The organism is Thermopolyspora sp. NPDC052614 (assembly GCF_040678635.1).
Lineage (GTDB): Bacteria > Actinomycetota > Actinomycetes > Streptosporangiales > Streptosporangiaceae > Thermopolyspora.
Genome location: NZ_JBFATZ010000011.1, coordinates 26,698 through 38,718 on the forward strand (window position 1 = coordinate 26,698; position 12,021 = coordinate 38,718).

General features: G+C 72.9%; 11 protein-coding genes. 10 read left to right on the top strand and 1 reads right to left on the bottom strand.

The window, feature by feature from the left end:
- Nucleotides 1–274 precede the first annotated feature (274 nt).
- From ftsW to AB0K60_RS23215, 9 genes are all read left to right on the top strand, one after another.
- Nucleotides 275–1,525, top strand: a complete 1,251-nt coding sequence (ftsW, locus tag AB0K60_RS23175; protein ID WP_364059122.1) for a putative lipid II flippase FtsW — start codon at nt 275–277, stop codon at nt 1,523–1,525.
- Nucleotides 1,522–2,607, top strand: a complete 1,086-nt coding sequence (murG, locus tag AB0K60_RS23180; RefSeq protein ID WP_364058542.1) for an undecaprenyldiphospho-muramoylpentapeptide beta-N-acetylglucosaminyltransferase — start codon at nt 1,522–1,524, stop codon at nt 2,605–2,607. Before ftsW ends, murG begins: the two co-directional genes overlap by 4 nt.
- The gene (murC, locus tag AB0K60_RS23185; protein ID WP_364058545.1) at nt 2,604–4,025 is read left to right on the top strand and encodes a UDP-N-acetylmuramate--L-alanine ligase; all 1,422 of its coding nucleotides are present in this window, start codon (nt 2,604–2,606) and stop codon (nt 4,023–4,025) included. The genes murG and murC overlap by 4 nt, the downstream gene beginning before the upstream one ends.
- Before the next feature lie 82 nt (nt 4,026–4,107).
- Nucleotides 4,108–4,866 carry an FtsQ-type POTRA domain-containing protein gene (locus tag AB0K60_RS23190; protein WP_364058548.1) on the top strand — a complete coding sequence of 253 codons (759 nt, stop codon included), beginning with the start codon at nt 4,108–4,110 and terminating at the stop codon, nt 4,864–4,866.
- A 361-nt stretch (nt 4,867–5,227) separates the two neighbouring features.
- Nucleotides 5,228–6,844 (top strand): cell division protein FtsZ, encoded by a 1,617-nt coding sequence (gene ftsZ / locus AB0K60_RS23195; protein ID WP_364058551.1) that lies wholly within the window; start codon nt 5,228–5,230, stop codon nt 6,842–6,844.
- A gap of 88 nt (nt 6,845–6,932) precedes the next feature.
- Nucleotides 6,933–7,673: a YggS family pyridoxal phosphate-dependent enzyme gene (locus tag AB0K60_RS23200; RefSeq protein ID WP_364058554.1), complete on the top strand. Its 741-nt coding sequence runs from the start codon at nt 6,933–6,935 to the stop codon at nt 7,671–7,673.
- A 145-nt stretch (nt 7,674–7,818) separates the two neighbouring features.
- Nucleotides 7,819–8,352 carry a cell division protein SepF gene (gene sepF / locus AB0K60_RS23205; protein WP_364058557.1) on the top strand — a complete coding sequence of 178 codons (534 nt, stop codon included), beginning with the start codon at nt 7,819–7,821 and terminating at the stop codon, nt 8,350–8,352.
- Nucleotides 8,353–8,438: 86 nt separating this feature from the next.
- On the top strand, nt 8,439–8,729 hold the full coding sequence (locus AB0K60_RS23210) for a YggT family protein (protein ID WP_364058560.1): 291 nt from the start codon (nt 8,439–8,441) through the stop codon (nt 8,727–8,729).
- Between the two features lie 47 nt (nt 8,730–8,776).
- Nucleotides 8,777–9,634, top strand: a complete 858-nt coding sequence (locus tag AB0K60_RS23215; protein ID WP_364058563.1) for a DivIVA domain-containing protein — start codon at nt 8,777–8,779, stop codon at nt 9,632–9,634.
- 418 nt (nt 9,635–10,052) lie between these two features.
- Here AB0K60_RS23215 and AB0K60_RS23220 read toward each other — a convergent pair whose 3' ends face one another.
- Complete coding sequence (locus AB0K60_RS23220; RefSeq protein ID WP_364058566.1) at nt 10,053–10,232, bottom strand: hypothetical protein; 180 nt, start codon at nt 10,230–10,232, stop codon at nt 10,053–10,055.
- A gap of 103 nt (nt 10,233–10,335) precedes the next feature.
- Here AB0K60_RS23220 and AB0K60_RS23225 point away from each other — a divergent pair, with 103 nt between their 5' ends.
- Nucleotides 10,336–11,919 (top strand): hypothetical protein, encoded by a 1,584-nt coding sequence (locus tag AB0K60_RS23225; protein ID WP_364058569.1) that lies wholly within the window; start codon nt 10,336–10,338, stop codon nt 11,917–11,919.
- Nucleotides 11,920–12,021: the final 102 nt, after the last annotated feature.

Sequence of the window (12,021 nt, forward strand, 5' to 3'; positions counted from 1 at the left end):
GGAGGAGCCCGCACTCAGGCGGCCTCGGAAAGCGGCGACGACGCAGGCGCTGCGGGCCCGGCCCGCCGCCGACCGTGTTTCGGATCGCGGTTCGGAACGCGGAGCCGATCATGCCTCGGATCGTGCCTCCGATCGCGCCGACGGCGTCGGCGGTAGCAGAGGCGCCGTCGGCCAGGCGGCCGATTCGGCGACCGGTGACGCCGCCGCGGCCACGCCGGGAGCCGACGCCGCGCCCCGCACGGCCCCGCGGCGTCCGTACCCCCAGGCGGCGGGGCTGCGGGAACTGCTGAACCGGCCGCTCACCTCCTACTACCTGGTGCTCGGCTGCACCCTGCTGCTGCTCGCGCTCGGCCTGCTGATGGTGCTGTCCGCCTCCAGCATCGAGGCGCTGAAGGAGACCGGCACCCCGTTCTACTGGTTCCTCAAGCAGTCGGTGTCGGCGGCGATCGGTATCCCCCTGATGTGGATCTGCTCGCGGCTGCCGCAGCGGTTCTTCCGGCTCGCCGGCTACCCGCTGATGATGCTGTCGATCCTCGGGCTGCTCATGGTGCTGCTGATCGGCACCTCCCAGCTCGGCGCGCAGCGGTGGATCGACATCGGGCCGATCTACCTGCAGCCGTCCGAGCCCGCCAAGCTCGGCCTGGTGCTGTGGGGGGCCGACCTGCTCGCCCGCAAGGCGCGTCGCGGGCAGATCGAGTGGCGCAATTTGCTGATCCCGCTGCTGCCCGGCACGGCGATCCTCGCGCTGCTGGTCATGCTCGGCAGCGACCTCGGCACCACGATCGTGCTGCTGCTGATCTTCCTGGCCCTGCTCTGGGTGGTCGGCGTGCCGATACGCCTGTTCGCCGGGGTGATGGGCGTGGCCGGGCTCGCCACGATCATCATGATCATGGTGGAACCGTACCGGATGGAGCGCCTCTTCGGCTTCCTCGACCCGGAGCAGAACGCCCAGGGCTCCGGCTGGCAGGCGCTGCAGGGCAAAATCGCGATCGGCTCGGGCGGCTGGTTCGGCCTCGGCCTCGGCAGCAGCCGGCAGAAGTGGACCTGGGTGCCGCACGCCGAGAGCGACTTCATCTTCTCCATCCTCGGCGAGGAGCTCGGCCTGATGGGCACCCTCGTGGTGATCGCCCTGTTCGGCCTGCTCGGGTACGCGGGACTGCGCGTGGCCACCCGCGTCGGCGACCCGTTCGTTCGCCTGGCCTCCTGCGCGGCCGTAGCCTGGATCGCGGGCCAGGCGATCGTCAACATCGGCGCGGTGATCGGCGTGCTGCCCATCACGGGCATCCCGCTGCCGCTGGTCTCCTACGGGGGGTCGGCGCTGTTGCCGACGCTCGCCGCGCTTGGCATGTTGTTGTCGTTCGCGAAAACCGAGCCGGGCGCGGCGGAGGCTCTCGCCGCACGTGGGCCCGGACCGGTGGCGCGGGGCCTAAGCTGGCTTGGCCTGGGCGGTGCGGCGGCAAGGGCGCGCCGCCCGCGCGGACGTCATCCGGAAAGACGAGCACGTGGAGTGAAGGGACCGACATGAGGGTGGTCCTAGCCGGCGGCGGGACGGCCGGCCATATCGAACCGGCGCTGGCGCTCGCCGACGCCCTGCGCCGGCTGGACCCGGACATCGGCATCACCTGCCTGGGCACCGAGCGCGGCCTGGAGACCCGGCTGGTGCCGGCGCGCGGGTACGAGCTGCGGCTGGTGCCCGCCGTGCCGCTGCCGCGCTCGCTCACGCCGCAGCTGCTGACGGTGCCGGGCCGGCTCGCCGGGGCGATCAGCGCGGCGGCCGCCATTCTCGACGACGTACGCGCCGACGTCATGGTGGGCTTCGGCGGCTACGTCGCCACCCCCGCCTACCTGGGCGCGCGCCGCCGGGGCGTGCCGATGGTCGTGCACGAGGCGAACCCGCGGCCGGGCCTGGCCAACCGGCTGGGGGCCCGGCTCACCGAGCACGTGTTCACCGGCCACCCCGACACCCCGCTGCCGAACGCCCAGTACGTCGGCATCCCGCTGCGGCGCGATATCGTCACATTGGACCGTTTCTCGCTGGGCGACAAGGCGCGGTCGTACTTCGGCCTGGAGGACGACCGGCCGACGCTGCTGGTGTTCGGCGGCTCCCAGGGCGCGCGCTCGATCAACCAGGCCGCGCTCGGCGCCGCCGACCGGCTGCGCGCCGCCGGGGTGCAGGTGCTGCACGTGATCGGTCCGAAGCAGACCGTCGAGAGGGAGCCGCCGCCGGGCGACCCGCAGTACGTCGTGCTGCCCTACGTCGACCGCATGGACCTCGCCTACGCCGCCGCCGACGTGGCGCTGTGCCGCAGCGGCGCGATGACCTGCGCCGAGCTCACCGCCGTCGGCCTGCCCGCCGCGTACGTGCCGCTGCCGCACGGCAACGGCGAGCAGGCGCTCAACGCGGCCCCGGTCGTCAAGGGCGGCGGCGGCCTCATGGTCGAGGACGCCGAGCTGTCGGCCGACTGGATCGTGCGCACCCTGCTGCCGATCCTGCTCGACCCCGAGCGGGTGGCGATCATGTCGGAGGCGGCGTCCCGGCTCGGCCGCAAGGACGCCGACGAGAACCTGGCCCGCCGGGTGCTGCAGATCGCGAGGAGCCCTCGGTGAGCCTGGTCAAACTCATCGACCCGGTCCCCGCGGGGGAGCTGGGGAAGGTCCACTTCATCGGCATCGGCGGGGCCGGCATGTCCGGCATCGCGCGCATCCTGCTCAAGCGCGGCGTCGCCGTGTCCGGCAGCGACGCGCGCGGCTCCGGGCTGCTCGCCGAGCTGCGTGAGCTCGGCGCCACCGTGCACATCGGCCACGCCGCCTCGCACCTCAAGGACGCCGACACCGTCGTGGTGTCCACCGCCATCCGCGACTCCAACCCCGAGCTGGGCGAGGCGCTGCGCCGCGGCCTGCGGGTGATCCCGCGCGCGGCCGCGCTCGCCGCCGTGATGGCGGGCCGTACCGGGGTCGCGATCGCCGGCACCCACGGCAAGACCACCACCACCTCCATGCTCACCGTGGCGCTGCAGAAGGCCGGGGCCGACCCCTCCTACTGCGTCGGCGGCCAGCTCGTCACCACCGGCCTCGGCGCGGACGAGGGCGGCGGCGAGGTCTTCGTCGCCGAGGCGGACGAGAGCGACGGCTCGTTCCTCATGCTCGCCCCCGACATCGCCGTGGTGACCAACGTCGAGGCCGACCATCTGGATAACTACGGCGACCCGCAGGCGGTCCACGACGGCTTCACCCGCTTCACCGACCGCGTCGGCCGCATCCTGGTGGTGTGCGCCGACGACCCCGGCGCCGACGCGCTCGCCGCCGTCGGCCGCGCCCGCGGCCTGAAGGTGCTGCGGTACGGTGAGGCCGAGGACGCCGACTACCGCGTCACCGAGGTCTCGCCGCGCGGGCTCGGCGTGACCTTCCAGGTCGAGGGGCCGGGCATCGGGCGGCGCGAGGTGAACCTGTCGGTGCCCGGGCGCCACAACGCGCTCAACGCCACCGCGGCCCTCGCGGTCGCCGTCGAGCTCGGCGTGCCCGTGGACGAGGTCGGCGAGGGCCTGGCCTCCTTCACCGGCACCAAGCGGCGCTTCGAGGCCAAGGGCGAGGCGGGCGGCGTGGCCGTCTTCGACAGCTACGCCCACCATCCGACCGAGCTCGCCGCCGACCTGACCGCCGCGCGCGACGTGGTCGCCTCGTTCTCCGGCGAGGCCGGGCGGGTCATCGCGGTCTTCCAGCCGCACCTGTACTCGCGTACCCGGTTCTTCGCCGACGAGTTCGGCGCGGCGCTCGGCCTCGCCGACGAGGCGATCGTGCTGGACGTGTACGGCGCGCGGGAGGACCCCGAGCCGGGCGTCTCCGGCGCGCTGGTGGCGCGCAAGGTCCGCCTGCCCGCCGAGCACGTCGTCTACGCCCCCGACCGCGAGCAGGTCCCCGCCCTGGTCGCCGGCCGCGCACGGCCCGGCGATATCGTGCTGACGATGGGCGCCGGCGACGTCACCGAGCTCGGTCCCCGCATCGTGGCCGAGCTGAGCGCCGGGTGACGGTGGGCTGTGGGACGGTGGGCTGAGCGACGGAGCGGCGGGTGACATCGGGGGAGCGTGGCGGCGTGACGCGAGGGGGGCGATGAGCGAGGCGAGAGGCGGCCTGGAGGCCGGTGTGGCGCAGGACGCCGATCCGGCGCCCGATCCGGACCGGCGGGAGCCGCCGGGGCCGGTGCGGCGTGCCTGGCGCGTTCCGCTGGTGGCGCTGCTCGCCGCCGGGGTCGTCGGGGCGGCTACCTGGGTGGTGTTCTTCTCGCCGCTGCTCGGCGTGGACCGGGTGGAGATCTCCGGCAACGACGAGATCCCGGACGAGGTGATCAGGCGTGCGGCCGGCGTCGCCGTCGGCGAACCGCTGGCCAAGGTCGACGTGGACGTGGTGCGGGCGCGGATCGCCGCGCTGCCGCCGATCGAGTGGGCGGGGGTCGAGCGCGGCTGGCCGGGGACCCTGCGCATCCGGGTGCGGGAGCGCACGCCGATCGCGGTCGCCGTGGTCGGCGGCCGGACGGCGCTCGTGGACCGTTACGGCGTGGTCGTCAGCCTGCGCGACAACGCCCCGCCGGGCCTGCCCCGCCTGGTCGTCCCCCGGCTGTCGCCCGACGACCCAACGGCCAGGGCCGCCCTCGCGGTGATCCACGGAATGCCGCAACGGCTCGCCCGCCGGGTCGAACAGGTGCAGGCCGCCTCGGCCACCTCGGTGACCCTCAGCCTCGCCGACGGCCGTACCGTGACCTGGGGCGACGCCGACCACGGCGACCTGAAGGCGCGGGTCCTGCTGTCCCTGCTGCAACGGCCGGGCAAGACCTTCGACGTCAGCTCGCCGGACGTCGCCGTCGTCAGGTGACACGCGGGCGACTCGCGGAGCGATGAGGTGAATGCGGCGGTGTGGGTGGCGCGGGAGGTGGCGATGTGGGCATAGTCAAATAGCGTCGTCAATCGCGACGGCGCGCGTGGCAAGGCGGCGGGGTGAGGTACGCCGATCGGGGTCGGAGAACCGGTGAGTGCGAATGGGACAGTGCGCGACACGCCGGGCGTGCTTGCGGCGAGGTTAGTTGACCCTGGGGGAGGACCAACCCTACTGTCCGTATCAATCCTCAGGTTGACATAACTCTAAATCTCAACTTGAGGGTGAGGGTTTGGAATAGGCCGATCCGGTAACCCGGATCTCAGGAAATGCAAGTAAACGAGCGGAAAGGCCCCTCGTCGTGGCAGCACCGCAGAACTACCTCGCGGTCATCAAGGTCGTCGGGATCGGCGGCGGCGGCGTCAACGCCGTCAACCGGATGATCGAAGAGGGACTCAAGGGCGTCGAGTTCATCGCCATCAACACCGACGCCCAGGCGCTGCTGATGAGTGACGCCGACGTGAAACTGGACGTGGGCCGCGAACTCACGCGCGGCCTGGGCGCGGGCGCCAACCCGGAGGTGGGCCGCAAGGCCGCCGAGGACCACCGTGAGGAGATCGAGGAGGTCCTCAAGGGCGCCGACATGGTGTTCGTGACCGCAGGGGAGGGCGGTGGCACGGGCACCGGAGGCGCGCCGGTCGTGGCGAACATCGCGCGCTCCCTGGGCGCGCTCACCATCGGCGTGGTGACCCGGCCCTTCAGCTTCGAGGGCAAACGCCGGGCGATGCAGGCCGAGGCCGGCATCGAGACGCTGCGTGACGAGGTTGACACGCTCATTGTCATTCCCAACGACCGCCTGCTTTCAATCTCCGATCGGCAGGTGAGTGTGCTCGACGCCTTCAAGGCCGCCGACCAGGTGCTGCTCTCCGGTGTCCAGGGCATCACCGACCTGATCACCACCCCGGGTCTGATCAACCTCGACTTCGCCGACGTCAAGTCCGTCATGTCGGGCGCGGGCTCGGCGCTGATGGGCATCGGCCACGCCCGCGGCGACGACCGCTCGGTCGCCGCGGCCGAGATGGCCGTCTCCAGCCCGCTGCTGGAGGCCAGCATCGACGGCGCCCACGGCGTGCTGCTGTCGATCGCGGGCGGCTCCGACCTCGGCCTGTTCGAGATCAACGAGGCGGCCCAGCTCGTGTCGAACGCCGCCGCCAGCGACGCCAACATCATCTTCGGCACGGTCATCGACGACGCCCTCGGCGACGAGGTCCGGGTGACCGTGATCGCCGCCGGCTTCGACGAGCCCCCGCCCGCGAGCCGCGACAAGCTCCCGCAGCCCGCCGCGCGGCCCCAGCCGTCCCGCGCGCCCGAGCCGCCGCCGTCCCGGTCGTCCGCGCCCGCCGCCCCGGCGGCCAAGGCCGAGTCTCGCTTCGACCGCCGCCCGGAGACGCCGCCCGCCCGGCCCTTCGGCGCCGCCTCCACGGGTCCGTCCGCCACGGCCTCCCCGGCGTCCGGAGCGACGGCCGCGGGCTCCTCCGGCCCGTCCTCGTCCGTCTCCGGCCCGCAGGCCGCCGCTCAGGGCGGCCAGGGTACGGGTCACTCCGGCGGCCACACCGGCTCCTTCGGCGCGGGCCACGCGGGCTCCGGCCATGTGGGTTCCGGCCATGTGGGTTCCGGCACAGCCGCGCATGCGCCGACCCCGATGTCGAGCATGCCGCTGGGCGCGCCCACCCCGGCGGACGCCGACGCCCCGGCGCCCGTGACCCCGATCGCCTCGTCCGCCCAGGACCACGGCGCGCTCCAGGGCCGGGAGGCCGACGCCGGGCAGCCGCCCGCCCCCGTCGCCATCCCCCGGCCCGCCCCCGAGCCGCCCCCGGCGACCCCGATCACCTCCCGGACCTCGGAGCCGGTACGGCGCCGCCCGGTGGTGTTCGAGGAGCAGGAGGAGGAGCTCGACGTGCCCGACTTCCTCAAGTGATCTCGATGACCTCACGGGACGCCGGACGGGCGCGCTCCGCGGCGGACCCGCTGCGGACCCGCCACGGACACAGCAATAGACGACAGTAGTGACATATCGGGACGATGACGCGGCGGCCGCCGACCCGGCGGCACGCCGTACCGAACTGGCCGCGAACCTCGCCCGGGTGGAGCGGCGCATCGCCGAGGCCTGCGCCGCCGCCGGGCGGGACCGAAGCGAGGTCACCCTCATCGCGGTGACCAAGACCTATCCGGCCTCCGACGTACGCATCCTCGCCGGGCTCGGCGTGACCGGCATCGGCGAGAACCGCGACCAGGAGGCGTCCGTCAAGGCCCGCGACTGCGCCGACCTCCCGCTCACCTGGCACTTCATCGGGCGGCTGCAGACGAACAAGGTCAGGTCGGTGGTCTCCTACGCCGACATGGTGCACTCGGTGGACCGCGCCCGGCTGGTCCGGGTCCTCGGCGCCGAGGCCGTCCGGGCCGGCCGGGAGATCGCCTGCCTGGTGCAGGTGGCCTTGGAGAAGGACCCCGACCCCGGCCGGGGCGGGGCGCCCCCGGCGCAGGTGCCCGAGCTCGCCGAGGCCGTCGCCGGCACCGAGGGGCTGCGCCTCGCCGGGGTCATGGCGGTCGCGCCGCTCGGGGAGGACCCCGAGCCCGCCTTCGCCAGGCTCGCCGAGGTGGCGCGGGCGGTGCGGGCGGAGCATCCGGACGCATGGATGGTCTCCGCGGGGATGAGCGCGGATCTGCGGCAGGCGATAGCAAACGGCGCGACACATGTGCGTGTTGGTACGGCGTTGCTCGGCCGCAGGAAGCCCTTCGTCAGGTAATGTCCCCCAAGTGGACCTTGGTGTCCGCGTGTTGGGCCCTCAAGGCCGGGGAGAGGGGACCCGACCCGGGCGTGGCGGGACGATGAGGGCGGTCCCGTCGCGAGCGGGCGGCGACCCGACCCGGCGGAACGACGGAGGACGAAGTATGGCCGGCGCGATGCGGAAGATGGCGGTCTACCTCGGTCTCGTGGAGGACGACCGCTACGAGAGGTATGACACCTACCACGACGATGAGGACTACGAGGACTACGACGACCCCCGCCGGGCCGCCGTCGACCGGAGCGTCTCCGGAGCCCATGCCGACCCCCGCGCGGGCGCGCACGACCCCGACGAGGAGACCGAGGGCCAGGTGCCGGCCCCGCGCCCCGCGACGACCGTCCTGGAGCGCCGTACCACCGATTTGACGCGCATCACCACGCTTCACCCCCGCACGTACAACGAGGCACGTACGATAGGAGAGCACTTCCGGGAGGGGACCCCCGTCATCATGAACCTGACCGAGATGGTCGACAGCGACGCCAAGCGTCTGGTCGATTTCGCGGCTGGGTTGGTGTTCGGGCTGCACGGGAGCATCGAACGTGTTACCAACAAGGTGTTCCTGTTGTCCCCAGCCAACGTAGAGGTGACCGCCGAGGATAAGGCCCGAATCGCGGAACGCGGCTTCTTCAATCAGAGCTAGAGTTCCACCATGAACAGTTCAGGCCCGCGCGGTAGGCTCGGTTCACACGCGGAGGCTGCAGACCAGAACGGAGGCGGGACGGGATCGTGGGGATCATCTCGAACATCTTGGTGACCGTCCTGTCCCTGTATCTGGTCCTGTTGATCGGCAGAATGATTTTTGAGACGGTTCAGGCGTTCGCGCGTGCCTGGCGTCCCACGGGGGTCGTGCTGGTCGTCGCCGAGGCCACCTACACCGCGACCGACCCACCGCTCAGGTTCCTCCGCCGTTTCATTCCGCCCCTCCGGTTGGGTACCGTTGCCTTTGACCTAAGCTTCACAGTGCTGTTCATTGTGGTCTTGGTCTTGATCCAAGTCGTGTCCGCGCTCAACTTCTGAGCGGGTCTGTTCCCCGGACCTACTCCAAGCGCGCCAAGGAGACCGAAATGCCGCTGACGCCCGCTGATGTGCGGAACAAGCAGTTCAGTACGACCCGGTTGAGGCCGGGCTACGACGAGGAGGAGGTCGACGCCTTCCTGGACGAGGTGGAGGCCGAGCTCGACCGCCTCATCCAGGAGAACGAGGAGCTCCGCGCCAAGCTGGCCGAGTGCCTGCGGGGCAAGGTCCCGGGCGGCATGGGCATGTCCATGGCCTCCGCTCCCGTAGTCGAGCCCAAGCCCGAGATGATGGCACCCCCGCCGGAGCCGATGAAGCCGCCGGAGCCGGTTCGTCCCGAGCCCGTCCCGGTCGGCATGGGCATGCCCCCGGCCGAGGACAACATGGACACCGCCGCCCGCGTGCTGGCCCTCGCCCAGCAGACGGCCGACCAGGCGATCGCCGACGCCCGCCGGGAGGCGGACGAGACGGTGACCCGGGCGCGCCGCGAGGCCGACGAGATCCTCGCCAAGTCCCGCCGTCAGGCCGAGCAGATCATCGGGGACGCCCGCGCCCGCGCCGAAACCCTTGAGCGCGACGCCCAGGAGCGGCACCGCCAGGCGATGGGGTCGCTGGTGCAGACCCGCGACGAGCTGGAGCGCAAGGTCGACGAGCTGCGCAGCTTCGAGCGCGAGTACCGCAGCCGGCTCAAGCTGTACCTGGAGAACCAGCTCGCCGAGCTGAACGTCTCCGCCGAGTCCAGCGGCGGCTTCCCCATCGTCTCCGGCCAGATGGGCGGCGCCCCCGCCCTGTCCCACGCCGGTGGCCCGGCCCAGATCCCGGGTGCGCCCAACCCGTTCGCCACCGACGCCCCGCAGCACCAGGGGGCGTTCCAGGGCGCCGACGGGCCGCACACCGAGCGCCGGTAGCGCGCCGGTACGCGGAATCGTCCGGGTAAGCCTCGGCAGGGACACGTAGCCGGTAAGGTTTCGGGTCACAACCGGTGATCGCCGGGAGTGCCCGCAACTGGGAGAATGCCCTAGTGATCCTCATCAGCGCCGCGCTGGTGCTCGTGGCCATCGTCCTGCTCATCGCGGGAGTGTTTCTCGCGAAGCCGTTCCTGGTCATGTGGTCGATCGTGGTCAGCGTGCTGTCCGCGGTCTGTCTGCTGATCGGGGCGTTGTTACGCCGCCACGAGTTGTTCCCCGGCGGTGCCGGATCCGCAGGCTCGCCGCCTCCGGATCAGGGTCAGGCGACCGTCCCCCCGACGGCGATGGGCGCCCACGCGGACGCCATGGCGTCCGTGGGAGCCACCGCGGGAGCGACGGCTCCTGCGGGGATGACGACTCAGGCGGGCATGACCCCCCAGCCCGGCATGACCGTCCCGGGCATGACGACCGCCTCGGGCATGACGACCGCGAGCGGGATGACCGCCCCGGGTGGAGTCCCCGACCCCGGACTGGCCACCGCACCGGGCGGAATGGCCGCCCCCGGCGCGTTCCCCGGCTCGGCCACAGCCCCCGGCATCGGCGCGATGCCGGGACACACAGGGGGACACTCAGGGGGTCACGCAGGCGGTCACCTAGGGGGCCAAGCAGGGGGTCACGCAGGACTGAACATCCCCGGCGGCATGCAGTCCCCCACCGGGCTGACGGCCCCCGGCATGGCGCCGCCCGCCATGCCGCACCCCCCGGTCTCGGGCATGCCGGCCCCGCCGCATCCGCAGGCGTCCGTGCCACCAGGCCCAGGGCACCTCGGGCCCTCCATGCCCCCAGCCCCTCCCGGGCAGCACCCCGCGTCCTCCGCCGCCACCGCGCCGCGCGATCCCTTCACCCCACCGGCGGCGTCCCCGTACCCGTCCGGCCCCTCGACCGGCCCCGGAGTGCTCCCGCCCGACACGATCGTCAAGGTCATCCCGGGCCGCAAGCGCTTCCACCGCCCCGGCTGCCGTCAGCTCGCCGGGCGCGAAAACGAGGAACTCACCTACGAGGAGGCACGCGAGGAGGGGTTCACCCCCTGCACCACGTGCCTGCCCGACGGCACGGCCCGTACCGCAGCCGAGCCTCCCGACGTCGAGGGCGGCCACGTCCCCTCCGCTCCCGGCGCCTTGCGGTCGCCGACGCCTCAGCCCTCCCCCTCTTCGGCCGGACCCCAGCCGGCCTTCCCCGCCGAACCCTCGGCCATCGAGCCCGCCAACCCGCTCACGGGCTTCCCCGAGCTTCCGGCCGCCGCCCAGCAGGCCCACCACCCCTCCCCGTCGTCCAGGACCCCCGAGCCCTCGCCGCTGCCGACGCGCTCCGCCTCCACCGGGTCCACGAGCGCCGGTCCTGCGGCCGCCGGGTCCAAGGCAACGGAGTCCTCCCCGCTGCCTCGCCGCCGTCCCGCCGCGGGCGCCACCGCGGACTCCAAGCCCTCATCGCCGTCCGTGTGGGAACCCGCCGTGAGTTCCGCGCCCTCGCAGGCGTCTCCTCCCACGGCCGGGCGTCCCGCCGGGGCCACCGCCTCCGACGCCCCGCCGTTGCCCAAGCGACGCCCCTCCGCCGCGTCCACGGCCTCTGAATCCGCACCGCTGCCCACCCGCCGCCCCGGCGCGACAACCGGCGGTTCGGGAGCCCCGCCGCTGCCCACCCGCCGCCCGTCCTCGGCATCGACCCCCGCCGCCTCCCCGATCGACTGGTTCGGCAACTCGACCGCCTCCCGGAAACCGGCGTCGTCCGGTACGTCGGCGTGGGCGGATGTCGCCGCTCCCGGCACGGCCGAGCCGCCCCGATCGACGCCCGCCCGCCCGAAGCCCGCCGGACGGCCGGACGCCGTCGGCCCCGCCGAGCCGAAACCGGCCGAGAAATCCGAGAAATCCGGCGATGCCGCCCAGGCCGGGAAGAACGGACAGAACGGACAGAACGGAGATGAGGCCGGGAACGAGGCCACGGCCACGTTCGCGAGGCCGCGCACGGCCGGCGCCCTTCCGGGCAAGCCCCTGTCCAAGCCCTCAGCCAAGCCCTCGTCGGTGCAGGAATCCGGGGAAGAGACCGGGCAGGCGCAGGACAAGGAGCGCGACAAGGCTTCTGAAACCGGCACATCCGGCGACGCCGGTGAGACATCCGACACCGTTTCGCCGCCCGAGCGCGAAGAAGAAACGGGTACGTCCGAGGCGGAGCGATCCGAGTCCCCGGAGGACCCCGCCGACGCCGCCGACGGGCCGAAGGCCGAATAGAGCCTCACCCGGCCGCCGTGTCGATTGCGGCACTGTGGGAAACGCGGACACGAACGGCCCCGGGCGGGGAGGTGGCCACCCTGCCCGGGGCCGAGATGCGCC

What these genes read in the sequence shown, in the direction of transcription:
- sepF (WP_364058557.1), top strand. Translation starts at nt 7,819, where the DNA reads ATGGCCGGCGCGATGCGGAAGATGGCGGTCTACCTCGGTCTCGTGGAG.
- murG (WP_364058542.1), top strand. Translation starts at nt 1,522, where the DNA reads ATGAGGGTGGTCCTAGCCGGCGGCGGGACGGCCGGCCATATCGAACCG.
- AB0K60_RS23225 (WP_364058569.1), top strand. Translation starts at nt 10,336, where the DNA reads ATGCAGTCCCCCACCGGGCTGACGGCCCCCGGCATGGCGCCGCCCGCC.
- AB0K60_RS23215 (WP_364058563.1), top strand. Translation starts at nt 8,777, where the DNA reads ATGCCGCTGACGCCCGCTGATGTGCGGAACAAGCAGTTCAGTACGACC.
- AB0K60_RS23220 (WP_364058566.1), bottom strand. Translation starts at nt 10,232, where the DNA reads ATGCCGGGGGCTGTGGCCGAGCCGGGGAACGCGCCGGGGGCGGCCATT.
- AB0K60_RS23190 (WP_364058548.1), top strand. Translation starts at nt 4,108, where the DNA reads ATGAGCGAGGCGAGAGGCGGCCTGGAGGCCGGTGTGGCGCAGGACGCC.